Raw genomic sequence first — 14,761 nt, 5'->3', positions numbered from 1 at the left:
AACTGGGCCAGAGGCCGGAAACAGGGTTCCCTTCAGTCGGACAAACAGAAGCAGATTGCGCCGGGTGACAAGGCGCGGGAGACAAGAACAATGGCTGGTATTCCCTTTGATCAACGCGATGGTGAAATCTGGTTCGACGGGAAGTTCATTCCCTGGGCCGATGCCAAGGTGCATGTGCTGACGCATGGCCTGCACTATGCCAGCGCGGTATTTGAAGGGGAGCGGGCCTATAACGGCCGGATCTTCAAGAGCGCCGAGCACACCGAGCGCCTGCATGCCTCGGCTGAGGTGCTTGGCTTCGAGATTCCCTATTCTTCCGAGGTCATCAATGCCGCCAAGGAAGAGCTGCTGAAGCGGATGAACCTCGTTGATGCCTATCTGCGCCCGATTGCCTGGCGCGGCAGCGAGATGATGGGCGTGTCGGCCCAGCACAACACCATTCATCTGGCCATCGCCGCCTGGGAATGGCCGAGCTACTTCAAGCCGGAAGAGCGGCTGAAAGGCATCCGCCTCGACATGGCAAAATACCGCCGACCGGACCCGGCTACGGCCCCGTTCAAGTCCAAGGCGGCTGGCCTTTACATGATTTGCACCCTGTCCAAGCATGAAGCCGAGCGCAAGGGCTATGCCGATGCGCTGATGCTCGACTGGCGCGGTCAGGTGGCCGAGGCGACCGGTGCCAATGTCTTCTTTGTCAAGGACGGCAAGATCCACACGCCGAAGCCGGACTGCTTCCTCAATGGCATCACCCGCCGCACGGTGATCGACCTTGCCAAGGCGCGCGGTTTCGAGGTGATCGAGCGGGTGATCATGCCGGAGGAACTGGACGGCTTCGAGCAGTGCTTCCTCACCGGCACCGCCGCTGAAGTGACGCCTGTCTCGGAGATCGGGCCGCACAGCTTCACCGTCGGCGAGATCACCAAGACGCTGATGCTGGACTATGACGCGCTGGTGCGCGCCGATCCGGCCGGGCTGAAAGCGGCGGAGTGACGCGTCAACCTGTTTGGTAAGTCATAAAGGGCGGCTGCATCCGGTGCAGCCGCCCTTTTTGATTCTGCCGCCTGTGCTTACCGCTTCAGTGCGGTTTTGCGCCTGACGGATGCTGGGCGTGGAAGAGTTTGCCCTTCTCGGCCAAGAGCACCCAACCGATCGCGATGAGGCCATAGACGGCGCAGGCCAGGGACATCGGCAGCAGGGTTCCGTCGAAATTCTGGCCGATGATGAAGCCCAGAATGGCGCCGCCCAGCGTGGTGGTGAAGCCGATGGCAGAGGAGGCGGTTCCGGCGATGTCGCCCAGCGGCTCCATGGACATGGCGTTGAAATTCGCGCCCATGAAGCCGAAGCTGGCCATGTTGATGGCCATGCACACGGTGAAGATGGCAAGGTTCTCGACACCCGCCAGCGCGAGGGCAACCTGCAGCAGGCCCATGGCGGTGAAGACCAGCACCGCGCCATGCGACAGGCGCCGCATGCCGATGATGGTGACCAGCCGCGAGTTCAGGAAGGAGGCAATGGCCATGGTGACGGCGACGGCGGCAAACACGAGCGGGAACCAGACGCCGAGATCGAAAATATCGACATAGATCTGCTGCGCCATGGAGATGAAGGCGAAAAGGCCGCCGAAGATGAAGGTCGTCGCCATGGTGTAGCCGACGCTGATGCGGGTCGTCGCCACCTTGAGATAGGCCAGGGAGATGGAGCCTGGCGAAAATGACTGGCGGGCATCCTCGGGCAGCGTTTCCGGCAGGCGGAAAGCGGTCCAGACCAGCATGAGAACGCCTGCGCCCATGAGGGTGCTGAAGATCCAGTGCCACTCGGCCACCAGAAGAATCAACTGGCCGATGGAAGGCGCAACAATGGGCACGGCCATGAAGATCATCATCACCAGCGACATGACCTGCCCCATGCGGCGGCCGGAATAGCAGTCGCGGACAATGGAGACCGCGATGACGCGGGTTCCGGCACAGCCGATGCCCTGCAGCACGCGGGCAATCAGCAACTGATCGAGATTGGTGCTGAACAGGGCGAAGACACTGGCTGCGGCATAGAGCGCCAGGCCACCGACGAGAATGGTCTTGCGGCCGAAGGAGTCCGACAGCGGCCCGAAGATGAGCTGCGCGCCGCCGAAACCGATCAGATAGAAGATCAGGATCTGCTGACGGTCATTCTCGTTGGCAATGCCGAGTGCGTTGCCGATGTCGGGCAGGGCGGGCAGCATGATGTCCATCGCCAGCGCATTCAGCGCCATCAGCGCGGCAACCATGGTGACGAATTCGGCGAAGGACAGCCCAGGATGGGGCGTCTGGCTCGCGCCAGTGTTCCGGGCAAGATCGGACATAAACAAACCTTAGGTATGGTGCACAGCGGCCTGAAACGCGGCCCGCAGCCTGCGTTCCGGCGTGCAAAATATCAGTGTTGCCTATCAGTGGTCCAAATTGACCGGTCGGTCAACCCTGGGACTCCGGGAAATTTCACGCTTTTGGCTGAACGCCGTTCCAGCGATCCAGCGCTGTTTCATCCTCGGCTTTGGCCGCAACCCAGCCGCCTGTTCCGCCTTCACGCAGGATTTCCTTCTTCCAGAACGGGGCCCTGGATTTAAGAAAATCCATCAGGAAATCAGCGGCTTCGAACGCGGCCCGGCGGTGGCGCGAGGCGGCGGTGACGAGCACGATCTGCTCGCCCGGCAGAATGCGGCCATGGCGGTGAATGACGGTGAGGCCGGTCAGCGGCCAGCGCTCCAGCGCCTCGCGGGCGATGCGCTCCAGCTCCTTCTCCGCCATGCCGGGGAAGTGCTCCAGCACCAGTGCTTCCAGCCGCCCGTCCTCGTCACGGCACAGGCCCGTGAAGCTGACGATGGCGCCCACATCGGCGCGGCCTTCGGACAGCTGCCGGGATTCGGCCTCCGCATCGAAGGGGCCGGGCTGGACGATGACGCGCAGGACCGGGCTCATCGTCAGCCCCCGGTCATGGGCGGGAAAAAGGCAATCTCGCGCGCGCCCGCAATCGGAGCGTCATGTTCGGCATGGGTCTGGTCGATGGCGGCGCGGATCAGTTCCGGCTCGGCAAAGGCATGGCCATGGGCATCGTCGATGGTCTGCAGCCAGTTGATCAGGCCGCCCACGGTGGTCACGCTGTCCGGCAGGGTGATCTCTTCCTGCTCCACGCCGGTCCGCTCGCGCACCCAGGCAAAGTAACGGATGATCATGCGCCTCTCCTTCTTCGGCAGTCCTTGAGAGACTACTCCTCGATCAGATGGCCAATGCCAGCCCGGAAATAGTCGTAGCCGGTGTAGAGCGTCAGGACAGCCGCAATCCAGAGGGCGACAAGGCCGGACAATTCGGTTCCCGGCAGCACCTCTTCCCCGGCGGGGCCTGCCAGCAGCAGGGCAAGGGCCACGAGCTGCACGGTGGTCTTCCATTTGGCCAGTTTCGTGACCGGAACGCTGACACGCAGCTCGGCCAGAAACTCGCGCAGGCCGGAGACCAGAATTTCGCGGCACAGGATGATGATGGCGGCAATCAGCGACCAGCCGCCAATATCCCCCTTGGCCACCAGCAGCAGCAGGCAGACGGACACAAGCAGCTTGTCGGCAATCGGGTCCAGCATCCGGCCGAGCGCGGACTGCTGCTGCCAGGCGCGGGCCAGATAGCCGTCGAAGAAATCGGTCACGGCGGCGGCGATGAAGATGGCCAGCGCAATCCAGCGCGCCGTGTGGCCATCGAAATAGAAGCATCCCACCACCGCAGGCACCGCCAGGATGCGCGCATAGGTCAAGAGGTTAGGCAGGGTCAGGGCGACGTGTCTGGCCATGTGAAGTATCTGCTTCGCGTCTCGGGCGGCGGGTCAGCCGGACACAAGCATGAGGGCGCGCGGGTGTCAACGCATCTGGCGGATGAGTGACTTTGACAATGCCGGAGAGGGCGCAAACGGCCCTGAATGCCGTCTTTGAACTGGTGCCGGCAAGGATGGAGCGGTAAGCCTGTCACAGCAAATTGATGGTGGGAGATCTGCACACATGCGCCTGAACGAATTGGGACAGCCGATTGGAGAGCCGGTGAATGGATGGACGGGCGCGGCAGCGCCGGTGGCTCAGGTGCTGCAGGGGCGCTGGTGCCGGCTTGAGCCGCTGAGCGCTGAGCGCCACGGTGCGGAGCTTCATGCCGCATGGTCCGCCGACCGGGAGAACCGGGTCTGGACCTATCTGGCCTATGGCCCTTTCGCCGAAGAGGCGGAGTGCATGGCCTTTCTGAAGACGATGGAAGGCAAGGCGGACCCGATGATGTTCGCCATCATCGATCAGGCCAGCGGCAAGGCCATGGGTGTTGGCAGTTATCTGCGTGTGGAGCCTGCGACAGGCTGCATCGAGGTTGGGCATCTGAACTTCGCCCCCGCCCTGCAGCGCACGCCGCTGGCGACCGAGGCCATGTATCTGATGATGCGCCATGCCTTCGAAGGGCTGGGCTTCCGGCGTTACGAATGGAAATGCGACGATCTTAACGCCCCCTCGCGCGCGGCTGCCGCACGGCTCGGCTTCACCTTCGAGGGGATCTTCCGGCAGGCGACCGTCTACAAGGGCCGCAACCGGGACACGGCGTGGTTCTCCATTCTCGACAAGGAATGGCCACGGCTGAAGGCCGGCTTCGAGGCCTGGCTCTCGCTGGATAATTTCGACGCCGATGGCCGGCAGAAGCGCAGTCTGGCGGAGTGCCGGGGGGACTGAGGGGGGAGGCGAGAAGCGCGCTCTTGCTGAGGCCTTGCCAACCTTGGGTGTCATCCCGGACGCAGCGAAGCGAAGATCCGGGACCGGTGAGTCACGGTCTTTCGGCTCTAGCTTCTTGAAGCAATGGGCACTTCGGCTCACCGGTCCCGGATCGCGCGATGCGCGTCCGGGATGACGATGGAGAGGTAGGGGCTGAGAAACAAGCTGCGCTTGAGCGAGCTTTCCCTCTCCCTCAGCTCTTGAAAATCAGATCACCCTGCTGGTCGATCATGAGCTTGGCCTTGCGGATGGTGAATTCGGCGGCTTCATCGCGGGTGGGCAACTGGTCGGCGCGGATGAAGGTGTGCTCGTGCGGTTCGCCGTCGATCTCCTTCAGGATACGGCCGGCGATCTGCCACTGGCTGCCGGCCTGGCGCGGCTCGGCGATGATGCGGCAGTTCTTGTAATCCTCGGTGGCCACGGGGGCAGGGGTGGCTTCAGCGGAAGAGCCGCCCTTGAAAAGTGATCCGAACAGTTTTCCCAGCATCTGCCTGTCCCGTCCTTGCGGTTTGAAGTGATCTGCGCCCGTTATACCAAGGCTTTCGGTGCTGACGCATCACGCCTTGAAATTGCTCAGTCGCAGCGCGGCCCGAGGTCACGGTCGACCCAGTGGCGGCGGCAAAGGGAAACATAGGACTCTTCGCCGCCAATCACCACCTGTTCGCCTTCCTCGACGATCCGTCCGCTGCCGTCAAGCCGTGCGACCATGGTTGCCTTGCGGCCGCACCAGCAGATGGTCTTGATTTCCTTCAGGCTGTCGGCCAGCGCCAGCAGGGCCTTGCTGCCCGGGAAGAGCTTGCCCTGAAAATCCGTGCGCAGGCCGAAGCACATGACCGGCATGCCGAGCCGGTCGGAGGCATGGGCCAGCTGCCACACCTGGTCTTCGGTGAGGAACTGCGCCTCATCGACAAACACCGCGTCAATGGGGGCCGCTTCATGGGCCTTGCGGATATGGTCGAGCAGGTTGTCGCCGGCGCGGAAAATATCCGCCTCTGCCACAAGGCCGATGCGGGAGGAAATACGTCCGACCCCCGCCCGGTCATCCACCGCAGCCGTCAGCAGCAGGGTGCGCATGCCCCGTTCCACATAGTTGTAGGAGGCCTGCAGCAGCACCGTCGATTTGCCGGCATTCATGGAGGAGTAGTTGAAATAGAGCTTGGCCATCGGTCCTGCGCCGGTCTGTTCGCATCAGCGGGAATCGGTCCCGCTGTCTGTCACACTCTTGCCATCCAGCCGGTCAGACACAAACGGCAGGCGGCAGGCTGCGGGCATAAACTGTGGAAGGCAGAAGCTGACGGGCTTTCTCAGGGGATGGCGATGTCCACGATCAGCGGCACATGGTCCGAGCCCACGTCCCCGCCGATGGAAACATCCCTGATCGTGATTTCATCCGAGACGGCGGCATGGTCCACCGCCGAGCCCAGGATCCAGCGGAAGCGGTAGTGGTAGAAATAGCGTGTGATCACGGGCACCACGGCCGGGAAGCGCACACGCATGCCGGCCTGCTCCAGCAGATTCTCGAAGTGGTTCGAAAGGGGGGAGGTGTTCCAGTCGCCGATCATGATGGCCGGTTCGGAGGCGGGTAATGCGTCGATCACACCGGCAAGCGCTGCAAAATAATCCTGCCGGGACTGCCAGCGGCAGGGCGAGCGCGGGCTGTCCGGATGCACCGCGATGAAGTTGAGCGGGGACCCGTCCACATCGATGATGGCCGAGAAGATTTCCCTGTTGCCATAGCGTCTGGGGCCGCAGGCACCCTCAACTGGTATGATCTTGCTGGATTTGACCGGGTACCGGGAGAAGGCGATCATGCTGCCAAGATCGCCGATCAGGAAATTCTCGAAATAGGGGCCGAGGCCGATCAGGGGCGTGTCATCCCCCTGGCGCTTGCGGTAGCGCATCTGATGATGCCACTCGGCCTCCTGAAACACGAGAATGTCGGGATTGAGGCTCTCCAGATAGGCCATGAACTCCGGATCACCCAGATATCGCACTTCCAGATTGATCGAGACGATGCGCAGGTTCTTTGTGCCGGGGATGCGGGCTTCGGCGAAGCCGGGAGCGACGATCCTGTATGTCTGGTAGAGCGAGACACCCAGCGCCAGCGATAGGGTGAGGCCCGTCAGCAGGAACAGCCGCCGCAGGGCCTTGCCTGCGCGCGGCGGCCCGGCAAGGCGCCGGCAGATGGCCGCAAGAAACACGGCCACAAAGCCGCCGCCAATCAGCTGCGGCAGGAAGAAGCTCATGTTGTCGGCAACCCAGACGTCCGGCGCAACGAAGGGCCCGAAGGACAGAAGGCCGAACAGCAGGGCCACCAGCAGGCCCATGACGGAGGCAAGGCGCAGAAGCCGGGCGAAAATCGAGGTCTTGCCGCCGGTTTGATCTGTCATCGGGCCTGCCGTCTCCTGTTGCACTGCAGCGCGGGCAGGCCCGTCCTAGCACAGACGGTCATTCGTGAAAATGATCGTAGACCAGCTTTGCGACCGATTCCGAAATGCCGGGCACGGTCAACAGGTCGTCAATGCCCGCCTTTGAAACGGCCTTTGCCGTGCCGAAGTGGCGCAGCAGGGCGCGCTTGCGGGCCGGGCCGACGCCGGAAATGTCATCCAGCGGATTGCGGGCAATGTCCTTCTTGCGCTTGGCCCGGTGGGTGCCGATGGCAAAACGGTGTGCCTCGTCGCGCAGGCGCTGGACGAAGTAGAGCACGGGATCGCGCTCCGGCAGCATGAAGGACGGGCGGCCTTCCATGAAGAACTTCTCGCGCCCGGCATCCCGGTCCGGCCCCTTGGCGATGCCGACCAGCGGCACATCGGTGACGCCCAGTTCCGTCAGCATCTCCCGCACCGCATTGAGCTGGCCCTGACCGCCGTCGATGAAGACGAGATCCGGCCATGCGGGCATGTCGGCGTTGCCGGCCTGCACGCCATCGTCTTCCTCGTCGTCCTCAAGGCCGGTTTCTCCGGCGCTTTCGGGGACAGGATCATCGGCTGCGGCCAGCGGCGTGCGGGCGTGTTCCTTCAACAGGCGGGAGAAGCGGCGGGTCAGCACCTCGCGCATCATGCCGTAGTCATCGCCGGGGGTGATGTCCTGCGACTTGATGTTGAACTTGCGGTACTGGCCCTTGGCGAAGCCTTCCGGCCCGGCAACGATCATGCCGCCGACCGCATTGGTGCCCATGATGTGCGAGTTGTCGTAGACCTCGATGCGGCGCGGGGCGGCGGGCAGGCCGAAGACTTCCGCAACGCCCTGCAGCAGGCGGCCCTGGCTGGAGGTTTCTGCCAGCCGGCGGCCAAGCGCCTCGCGGGCATTGGTGAGGGCGTGGTCCACCAGTTCCTTCTTCTCGCCGCGCTTGGGAACGGCGATTTCCACCTTGCGCTCGGCCCGCTCGGACAGCGCTTGCGACAGCAGGTCCATTTCCTCGATCTCATGCGACAGCAGGATCAGGCGCGGGGCGGGCTTGTCGTCATAGAACTGGGCAAGGAAGCTTTCCAGAATGGCGGCTTCCTCGATGGACTTGTCGGCCTTGGGGAAATAGGCGCGGTTGCCCCAGTTCTGGCCCGTGCGGAAGAAGAACACCTGCACGCAGGTCTGCCCGCCTTCCTGATGGATGGCGACCACATCGGCCTCATCGACGGTCTGCGGGTTGATGCCCTGATGCGACTGCACATGCGACAGGGCCGCCAGCCGGTCCCGGTAGACGGCGGCATGCTCGAAGTCGAGCTGCTGGGAGGCCGCCTCCATCTGGGCGGCCAGTTCCTTCTTCACCGCCTGGCTGCGGCCGGAGAGAAAGCCGCGCGCCTCGGCCACGAGCTGCGCGTAATCCTCGTTTGAGGTCTCGCCGGTGCAGGGTCCGGCGCAGCGCTTGATCTGGAACAGCAGGCAGGGGCGGGAACGGTTCTCGAAATAGCTGTCCGTGCAGTTGCGGATGAGAAAGGCTTTCTGCAGCGCATTGATCGTACGGTTGACCGCGCCAGCCGAGGCAAAGGGGCCGAAATAATCCCCCTTGCGCCGCCGCGCGCCACGATGCTTGACGATGGCTGGCGCTGCATGATCCCCGGTCAGCAGGATATAGGGGAAGGACTTGTCGTCTCGCAGCAGCACGTTGAAGCGCGGCCGCAGGCGCTTGATCAGGTTCGCTTCCAGCAGCAGCGCTTCGGTTTCCGTGCGGGTGAGCACGAATTCCATGGCAGCGGTGGCCATGATCATCCGCATGATGCGGTTCGACTGGCCTTGCAGGCGGGTGTAGCTGGTGACGCGCTTCTTCAGGCTGCGGGCCTTGCCCACATAAAGCACGTCGCCATTCTCATCCAGCATGCGGTAGACGCCCGGCCCCATGGGCAGGCGGCGCACCACATCGGCGATCACCTCGACGCCTTTCTTGCCGGCGGTGTTCTCGTCCTGGGCAGGCGTGAAGGTCACCTCCGGCGCCGCGGGGACCTCGACGGTTTCCTCGGCCTCTTCCGGACGGTCCATGGCTGACGGGCGGGATGTCATGATTTCACTATACCTCGGCCAGGCACAAAGGCCCGGCGAATCTGCTCCAACGTGGCGCCATTCTAGACGGCTTGTGCTCTGACGCTAATATGGGGGCGCCCGGCGCGAGGAAAATGCAGGTCTATTCCCCGACGCCCACCACATCCGCGGTTTCCCAGGCGAGATGCTGCCCGCCATCCAGTGCCAGCATTTGCCCGGTGACCGAGCGCATGGCCCAGAAATGACGGATGGTGGCGCCAAATTCTTCCGGGGCCGGGCCACGCTGCAACAGAACGGCCTGCTGCTGCCGGGCGAAATCCTCTTCCGTCTGGCGCTCGTTGCGGAAGCTGGGGCCGGGGCCGATGGCATTGACGCGGATGCGCGGCGCCAGGGCCTGCGCCATCATACGGGTCTGCTCCCACAGGGCCGCCTTGGAGAGCGAGTAGCTGACAAAGCGCGGCGTCGTTTTCCAGACGCGCTGGTCGATGATGTTGACCACCAGCCCCTCGGACGGCGCAGGCAAGGCGCTGGCGAAGGCATCTGTCAGGAACAGCGGCGCTTTTACGTGAATGGCAAAATGCGCATCGAAAAGGGCCGGGTCGAGAGCACCGGCCTCGTCGGGCTGGAAGATGGAGGCATTGTTGATGAGAAGATCCAACTGACCGGCGGCCTTTATGGCCGCAGGAATCAGGCCAGCCAGTTCATCCGGCCGGGTCAGGTCCGCCTGGAAGACATGTGCGGTGCCGCCGCCTGACAGGATCGACTGCTTCAGGGCGTCTGCCCGCTCCAGCCCGTGGTGGGCATGGAGGAGCACTGTCCAGCCATGCGCCGCCAGATCGCGGGCGATCGCTCCGCCAATGCGGCTGGATGCGCCGGTGATGAGTGCCGTTCCGGCCGCCTGTGTCATTCGTGCTTGTCTCTTCTTCGGTCTGATGCTTTGAATACGGCGCATCGCTCAACGCGGATCAACTCTCCTGAACCGCTCATTGCCCTGGACTTCTTGCATTTTGCAACGGCGGGCAGCTTCTGCCGGGTGGTTTTACCGGATGCTTACCATCCCGAAAGAACCCCGGGCTTGCCACGGTTTTTCCATATTCTGCCAAATTTTCCGACACAAACGGGGGGCATACCTCGATGTGGGTGAGGATGGGGATAGCCGCCACGACAATCGGCTGTCTTGCCCATGAGGTATGATCCTCGACTTTGAACCTGTATTGCGTGGAGCAAAAACATGAAGAGTCTCGCAGTTGCTGGTGTGTCCCTGGTTGCGCTCGCCGCAGCGGCTCCGGCATTCGCTGCCGACCTCCCTGCGCCGGCCGCACCGGTGATGTATGATCAGGCTCCGGTTTCGGACGCTCGCTTTGACTGGTCCGGCTTCTACTTCGGTGCGAACGCAGGCTGGGCTTGGGGCGAGTTCAAGAATTCGTCCGCTCTGACGGGCAACGTCAAGAGCAGCACCAATGGCCCGACCATCGGTATCCATGGCGGCTACAACTACCAGATCACGCCGAACTTCCTGGCGGGTGCTGAAGCTGACTTCCAGTACCGTGATCTTGACAAGCGCAGCTCCGGCAATGGCGTTTCGATCAAGAACTCGTCCAACTGGAACGGCTCGCTGCGCGCCCGTGCCGGTGTCGTGTTCGACCGTCTGATGGTCTACAGCACCGGTGGTCTGGCGATCGCCAACATGGAAACCAATGTTGCCGGCACCAAGCGCGATGAAACGAAGACCGGTTGGGTCCTCGGCGCCGGTGTTGAAGGCGCTCTGACCAACAACATCACTGCCCGCGTCGAGTATCTGCACTCCGACTACGGCCGTGACAACTTCACCGTTGGCGGCGTAAACCAGCGCGTGAAGCTGCAGGACAACGTGACCCGCGTTGGTCTGAGCTACAAGTTCTGATCCCGGTCAGTCCGGACGATCAAGACAAAGGCCCGGCGGACACTCCGCCGGGCCTTTTGCTTCGGGTGCTGTTCACAGGTCAGGCAGGCAGAATCCGGGTCTTTGCGAACATCGGAACATGGGTCTCGAAACCGTCCAGCCAGGTGACGAGATGGGGTGCCTGCTGGCGCCAGGCGCCCTCGAAGCGAAGGTCCAGATAGCCAAGCGCGCAGGCAAGGGCGATCTGACCGGCATCCACCCCGTTGGCCACCTTGACCGGAGCGGGAGGGGCAGCCTCCAGAGAGGACAGGGCGCGGGAGACTTTCTCCGCCTGATAGCTGAGCCAATCGGCCGAGCGTTTTTCCTCCGCGCGGAAGCGGGTTTCATAAACCTGCAGGATGCTGGCATCCTGCATGCCGTCGGCCAGCGCCTGCAGGCGCAGAACCTCGAACCGGCCTTCGCCTGCCGGGATGATGCGGCCGCCACCGGCGAAAAAGTCCAGATATTCAACGATCACGCGGCTGTCATAGAGCACGGTGCCGTCTTCCAGGATCAGTGCCGGGATCTTGCCGAGCGGGTTCTGCAGGCGAATCGTGTCCGCCGGATTCGTCGTGTCGGTGGCCTGTATCTCGATCTTGTCGAAGATGCCGAGAACGCTTGCGGCAATCTTGCACTTGCGGCCAAAGGGGGAGGCAGGCGAGGAGCGCAGAATGAGCATCGGGCTGAAATCTCCTTTGTGGGGACGTCAGTTGTGCATGCCCTTGGCGCAGGCGCAAGGCCACTGTGCATGCCTTCTGCTTGCCACGCTCCGCAGCGGACGTCCCTGTCAGGGGGCCGGAACGTCGAGGCTGGAGGTGCGGCAGCCGCTGCGGTCAACGGAGGGGCAGGCCCGGAACTCGAGGTTTTTCGTCAGGCAGATGCGCAACTCTGTCAGGATACCGCGGTTGCAGGAGACGGCCATGCCTTCCCGGGTGAGGCCCGGGTTCACCGCAGCAAAGGCGGCCTCGGCGCCTTCGGGACTGATCCTGCCGCGGCGTGTCATACGGGTGAAGGTTTCGGGAATGCGGATCTTTTCGAAGGCCTGGCGGGTCTTGGAAAAATAGTCTGACGGCGGCAGGCCGGAGCAGGTGCCATGCTTGCGCCACTGATGCTGGATGAGGCCCTGGCTCGGCATGATGTCCAGCATGGACCGGATGTCACCGGCGGAGGGCGGAAGGTCACGCGGCAGCGGACAGTAATCAGGCCAACCCCGTTCACGCTGCGGCCACAGGCCATGGACGATGAAGCGGTAATTCTTGTCATCGCCGCATTGCTGCGGGTCCGCGCGCTGCCGGTTCAGTTCGCAATAGGCGGGTGACCATGACAGGGCGAGGACATAGAAATCGAAGGGCTCCAGTCTGTTCTGAGCTTTGACTGCCTGCGGAATAAACAGAAGTGCAATCAGAACGGTCAAACGTATAAGATTCTGCAGCATTAACAGGGCAGATCCTTACGACCCGGCGCTGCTGGCCTTGATTTCAAGGCTGCAGTACCTGACAGCGAATACCGTAGACATACCATTTGTCCAATTTGGGAAGACAAGCCTCCACGCCCCAAGTCTGACCCAGAGTGCCACGGCCCTCTGCAATACGGAAGTAAACAGCCTGCTGCTTGCCATCCGAAAGGGTCGCTCTGCCTGAGCAAGAGCGCATGGCGAGCGGACTTCCAAGCGGCTCACTGTAGCCGGTCTCGGCAATGTGGCTGATCGAGTTGACGGTTATACCGTTCCTGTAATCTGCATTTGCAGCCGCGATGCGGGCCATCGCAGCATGGAGAACATGTGTTGCCGTGCAAACCGGAAGACGGTGCTGTGAAGGAGTTGCGAGTGCAGGCGAAACCATGCCCAAGGATCCAATGAGGCAAGCGACGGAAACTGACTTCAGAAATGCGTGCATCTTGCGCAACCCTCCTTGCAAAGTGCCTCTATAAAATCAGAAAAATCTTGCTGAAAGTTTGACGCATGTCCATTGGAGTTACTCGGCGATCAGCTGGAAAATCCGGGCCGATGCCCCCGGCCCTTGCGCCAGAACCTCTGCCAGCCAGGGCAGAGTGTTGCGCATCTCTTCCGCCAGCGTAAAGGGCGGATTGATGATGGTCATGCCTGACCCCTTCATCGGACGGTCGGGTGCGCTGTAACCGGCGTTGAGCTCCAGAACCAGCACATCGCGCAGCTCCGCCTCTTCCAGCGTCCGGTGAAAGCGTTCGACGCTCTTGCGGTCCTTGAGCGGATACCACGCCAGATACATGCCGCTGCGCCAGCGCTTCCAGGCCTTGATCAGCCCGTCCGCCATGAGTTCGAACTCATTGGTGACTTCGAAGGCCGGATCAATCAGCACAAGGCCGCGCTTCTCCTTGGGCGGTACGAAACTGCCAAGCGCCAGCCAGCCGTCCAGATGGATGGTCTTTACCTGCCAGTCGCCTTCAAACCGGGCGGCGAGTGTTTCGAAATCGGCGGGATGCAGCTCTGTCAGCGTCAGCCGGTCCTGCGGGCGCATAAGGGCACGGGCCAGGGCAGGGGAGCCGGGATACTGGGTGAGTTCGGTGCCCGGGTTGAGTCCCTTCACCACATCGAGCCAGTCCGCCAGCACGGGTTCTGCCTTTGCGGGGACGTCAGCCGCCAGCACCTTGGCGATGCCTTGCTGCCATTCGCCGGTCTTCTGCGTCTCTTCGGCGCGCAGATCATAACCGCCAATGCCCGCATGGGTGTCGATGATGCGGAACGCCGCGTCCTTGCGCTGCATGTAGGAGATGCAGCGGGCGAGAACGAGATGTTTGAGGACATCGCCGATGTTGCCGGCGTGATAGGCGTGCCGGTAATTCATGTGGTGTTCCTCATGTCGAAAGATGCGGCGCTCAGATGGGCTTTATGGGGAAGAGGCGTGTCTGGCAAGGGGAGCTTCGCGGCCCCTGGGCCTGCAACAGGGGCACAGGCGGGGCGCTGCGGGCTTCATGGCGCGGCTTGGCGTCTCCGGCGCATCACAACAGTCTGTGCCGGAGCGGCTGAGCACAGCAAGGCGGCTGCCGCTGAAAAGAAAAACGGTGGCCCTCCGGGGAAGGCCACCGCAATCTCACCGGTATCAGGCCAGATCAGTCGTCGTAGCCTGCATCGTCGTCCTGGCCGTCCTGCTCGCTGGAGGTGGCTTCACCTTCCAGAGCCTGCAGGTTCACAGCCTTCGGGCCCTTGCCACGGCGATCCGGCTCGGTCTCGAAGGAGACGCGCTGACCGCTGTCCAGAGCCTGGAAGCCCGAACGCTCCACAGCCGAGATGTGGACGAAGACATCGGCGTCGCCGTTGTCCGGGGTGATGAAGCCAAAGCCCTTGTCGGCCTTGAAGAACTTCACAGTGCCCATCTGGCGCGGGCCGCGCTCGACCGGACCGTCGAACTCGGGACGCGGACGGCGCGGGCCGCCATCACCGTCACCACCGCCGCCGAAGCCGCCACGGCCACCACCGCCGCCGCCATAACCGCCGCCACCGCTGCGTCCGCCGCCGTAGCCGCCACCGCCGCCATCACGGCCACCGCCGTAACCGCCGCCGCCGCTGCGTCCGCCGCCGTAGCCACCGCCGATCTGATGAAGCGTCAAGGCCAGCGCCATGCCGCCAATTC

The 14,761-nt window shown here is 63.0% G+C and carries 16 protein-coding genes; 3 read left to right on the top strand and 13 right to left on the bottom strand.

All coding sequences use genetic code 11. The features are described from left to right. The first annotated feature begins 90 nt into the window (after positions 1–90). Complete coding sequence (locus IF10I1_RS03045) at positions 91–990, top strand: branched-chain amino acid aminotransferase (protein WP_186391163.1); 900 nt, start codon at positions 91–93, stop codon at positions 988–990. A gap of 85 nt (positions 991–1,075) precedes the next feature. Here IF10I1_RS03045 and IF10I1_RS03040 read toward each other — a convergent pair whose 3' ends face one another. The 4 genes from IF10I1_RS03040 to pgsA form a co-directional block, all read right to left on the bottom strand. Beyond that, a complete protein-coding gene (locus tag IF10I1_RS03040; RefSeq protein ID WP_123194791.1) occupies positions 1,076–2,338 on the bottom strand; it encodes a multidrug effflux MFS transporter in 1,263 nt (420 codons plus the stop codon). A 133-nt stretch (positions 2,339–2,471) separates the two neighbouring features. Then, positions 2,472–2,951, bottom strand: a complete 480-nt coding sequence (locus IF10I1_RS03035; RefSeq protein WP_050475010.1) for a molybdenum cofactor biosynthesis protein MoaE — start codon at positions 2,949–2,951, stop codon at positions 2,472–2,474. Between the two features lie 2 nt (positions 2,952–2,953). Then, positions 2,954–3,205, bottom strand: coding sequence for a molybdopterin converting factor subunit 1 (gene moaD, locus IF10I1_RS03030; RefSeq protein WP_019963964.1), 252 nt, complete (start codon positions 3,203–3,205; stop codon positions 2,954–2,956). 32 nt (positions 3,206–3,237) lie between these two features. Then, positions 3,238–3,810 carry a CDP-diacylglycerol--glycerol-3-phosphate 3-phosphatidyltransferase gene (pgsA, locus tag IF10I1_RS03025; RefSeq protein WP_050475012.1) on the bottom strand — a complete coding sequence of 191 codons (573 nt, stop codon included), beginning with the start codon at positions 3,808–3,810 and terminating at the stop codon, positions 3,238–3,240. A gap of 205 nt (positions 3,811–4,015) precedes the next feature. On the opposite strand from pgsA, the gene IF10I1_RS03020 reads away from it, so the two are divergent. Further along, on the top strand, positions 4,016–4,720 hold the full coding sequence (locus IF10I1_RS03020; protein WP_186424358.1) for a GNAT family N-acetyltransferase: 705 nt from the start codon (positions 4,016–4,018) through the stop codon (positions 4,718–4,720). Between the two features lie 232 nt (positions 4,721–4,952). On the opposite strand, the gene IF10I1_RS03015 is transcribed toward IF10I1_RS03020, so the two are convergent. The 5 genes from IF10I1_RS03015 to IF10I1_RS02995 form a co-directional block, all read right to left on the bottom strand. After that, positions 4,953–5,246: an HlyU family transcriptional regulator gene (locus tag IF10I1_RS03015; RefSeq protein ID WP_122520576.1), complete on the bottom strand. Its 294-nt coding sequence runs from the start codon at positions 5,244–5,246 to the stop codon at positions 4,953–4,955. Positions 5,247–5,332: 86 nt separating this feature from the next. Then, positions 5,333–5,923, bottom strand: coding sequence for a thymidine kinase (locus IF10I1_RS03010; RefSeq protein WP_050475016.1), 591 nt, complete (start codon positions 5,921–5,923; stop codon positions 5,333–5,335). A gap of 140 nt (positions 5,924–6,063) precedes the next feature. Then, positions 6,064–7,149: an endonuclease/exonuclease/phosphatase family protein gene (locus IF10I1_RS03005; protein ID WP_094463812.1), complete on the bottom strand. Its 1,086-nt coding sequence runs from the start codon at positions 7,147–7,149 to the stop codon at positions 6,064–6,066. Between the two features lie 58 nt (positions 7,150–7,207). Further along, on the bottom strand, positions 7,208–9,253 hold the full coding sequence (gene uvrC, locus IF10I1_RS03000) for an excinuclease ABC subunit UvrC (RefSeq protein ID WP_208977567.1): 2,046 nt from the start codon (positions 9,251–9,253) through the stop codon (positions 7,208–7,210). Positions 9,254–9,374: 121 nt separating this feature from the next. Then, a complete protein-coding gene (locus IF10I1_RS02995; RefSeq protein ID WP_186391160.1) occupies positions 9,375–10,139 on the bottom strand; it encodes an SDR family oxidoreductase in 765 nt (254 codons plus the stop codon). Positions 10,140–10,463: 324 nt separating this feature from the next. Here IF10I1_RS02995 and IF10I1_RS02990 point away from each other — a divergent pair, with 324 nt between their 5' ends. Then, the gene (locus IF10I1_RS02990; RefSeq protein ID WP_186391159.1) at positions 10,464–11,135 is read left to right on the top strand and encodes an outer membrane protein; all 672 of its coding nucleotides are present in this window, start codon (positions 10,464–10,466) and stop codon (positions 11,133–11,135) included. A gap of 79 nt (positions 11,136–11,214) precedes the next feature. On the opposite strand, the gene IF10I1_RS02985 is transcribed toward IF10I1_RS02990, so the two are convergent. The 4 genes from IF10I1_RS02985 to IF10I1_RS23115 all read right to left on the bottom strand — a co-directional run. Further along, positions 11,215–11,832 (bottom strand): glutathione S-transferase family protein, encoded by a 618-nt coding sequence (locus IF10I1_RS02985; RefSeq protein ID WP_186391158.1) that lies wholly within the window; start codon positions 11,830–11,832, stop codon positions 11,215–11,217. Positions 11,833–11,940: 108 nt separating this feature from the next. Beyond that, positions 11,941–12,588, bottom strand: coding sequence for a ribonuclease T2 (locus IF10I1_RS02980; RefSeq protein WP_186391157.1), 648 nt, complete (start codon positions 12,586–12,588; stop codon positions 11,941–11,943). A gap of 538 nt (positions 12,589–13,126) precedes the next feature. Next, a complete protein-coding gene (locus IF10I1_RS02975) occupies positions 13,127–13,975 on the bottom strand; it encodes a 23S rRNA (adenine(2030)-N(6))-methyltransferase RlmJ (RefSeq protein ID WP_186391156.1) in 849 nt (282 codons plus the stop codon). Positions 13,976–14,240: 265 nt separating this feature from the next. Next, positions 14,241–14,761, bottom strand: a 521-nt coding sequence (locus IF10I1_RS23115; protein ID WP_305790717.1) for a cold-shock protein, incomplete at its 5' end; no start/stop codon positions are given.

This window comes from Pannonibacter sp. I15F10I1, from assembly GCF_900185665.1.
Lineage (GTDB): Bacteria > Pseudomonadota > Alphaproteobacteria > Rhizobiales > Stappiaceae > Pannonibacter > Pannonibacter indicus.
Note: the sequence above shows the minus strand (reverse complement) of the source record. Positions and strands in the feature narration are given on the sequence as shown.